We start from the raw sequence: 1217 nt of genomic DNA, 5'->3' as shown, positions 1-1217 counted from the left end.
TTATTATGGCGGTATTATTTGGCGCAAGCGCGAGCTTTATTTCTCCCTACGGGTATCAAACCAACTTGTTGGTTTACAGTGTAGGTAATTACAAATTGACCGACTATGTGCGAATTGGTGTGCCGATTTCGATTGTGTATTCCGTATTGGTACTGACATTGATACCGGTCTTCTTTCCGTTTTAATTCCGATAAATACAAGGATTCGTTATGACCGCTGAAACACCGGTAAAAGATGAAAACATTGTCTGGCATCAGCACACGGTTGATAAACAGTTTCGTGCTGAGCTGAAAAAACAGAAACCAGCAGTGCTTTGGTTTACTGGTTTATCTGGCGCAGGTAAGTCAACCGTCGCGGGCGCGCTGGAGAATCGTTTAGCTGAGTTGGGCTACCACACTTATTTGTTGGACGGTGATAATGTTCGTCATGGCCTGTGTAGTGATCTAGGCTTTTCTGAACAAGATCGCCGTGAAAATATTCGTCGTATTGGCGAGTTGGCGAAACTGATGGCAGATGCGGGTTTGATTGTGTTGTCCGCGTTCATTTCTCCTCACCGTGCTGAGCGTCAACTCGTTCGCGATTTACTGCCCGAAGGTGAGTTCATTGAAGTGTTTGTGAATGCATCTCTCGAAGTGTGTGAAGGCCGAGATCCAAAAGGTTTATACAAAAAAGCGCGAGCAGGTGAGATCCCAAATTTCACGGGTATTGATTCAGAATATCAAGCGCCAATCAATCCAGAAATTGATTTGCCAGCAGGCGAGAAGAGCGTCGAAGAGTTGGTTGAATTGTGTTTGAATGAGCTTAAACAACGTCGTGTGATCAGCTAACTCAGCTTTTGGATCATGGGTGGAAAAAAGCCTCGTGTAATGCTTGAGGAGCTTTTAGATCATAGGTGACCTAAAGCTCCTAGAGCGAAACTAAACGGTATAGTTCACGCTGCTGCTTGCTTCGGTGCTTACGCTAAACTTTTGATTTAACAAGGCGAGCATTTGATCGTAGTACTGGGAATTTGGCTTGTTGCCAAGCAGTTTGCACAGTTCGTTACCCGTCGGCGTGAAACGGTAGTACAGCAGACGGATGCCCTTCGTATTCACTTGCAGAGACAAATTCTTGCCTTGATATGCCAGTATCAATGGCGTTTCAATGCCGATCTCTCCTGATTCCAGTTCTGTGCTATGCAGTAACCCCAATTCAATCAATACTAATAGACTTGAGTA

At 44.9% G+C, this 1217-nt stretch carries 2 protein-coding genes and 1 pseudogene; 2 read left to right on the top strand and 1 reads right to left on the bottom strand.

The genetic code is table 11. The features are described 5' to 3' along the window. Together R8269_RS25105 and cysC are read left to right on the top strand one after the other, a co-directional pair. Positions 1–185: pseudogene (locus tag R8269_RS25105) on the top strand (anion permease); the annotation flags it as partial. 24 nt (positions 186–209) lie between these two features. Next, positions 210–827: an adenylyl-sulfate kinase gene (gene cysC, locus R8269_RS25100; RefSeq protein ID WP_005454655.1), complete on the top strand. Its 618-nt coding sequence runs from the start codon at positions 210–212 to the stop codon at positions 825–827. A 90-nt stretch (positions 828–917) separates the two neighbouring features. On the opposite strand, the gene R8269_RS25095 is transcribed toward cysC, so the two are convergent. Next, positions 918–1217 (bottom strand): DUF2806 domain-containing protein (locus R8269_RS25095; protein WP_318222891.1); only part of this gene is annotated, 300 nt, incomplete at its 5' end.

Source organism: Vibrio sp. Vb0667, from assembly GCF_033391095.1.
The sequence above is the reverse complement of the archived record's forward strand: the minus strand, read 5'-3'. Positions and strand labels throughout refer to the sequence as shown.

Bases quoted from the DNA above. Each gene is read 5' to 3' on its own strand.
- cysC (WP_005454655.1), top strand. From the start codon at position 210: ATGACCGCTGAAACACCGGTAAAAGATGAAAACATTGTCTGGCATCAG.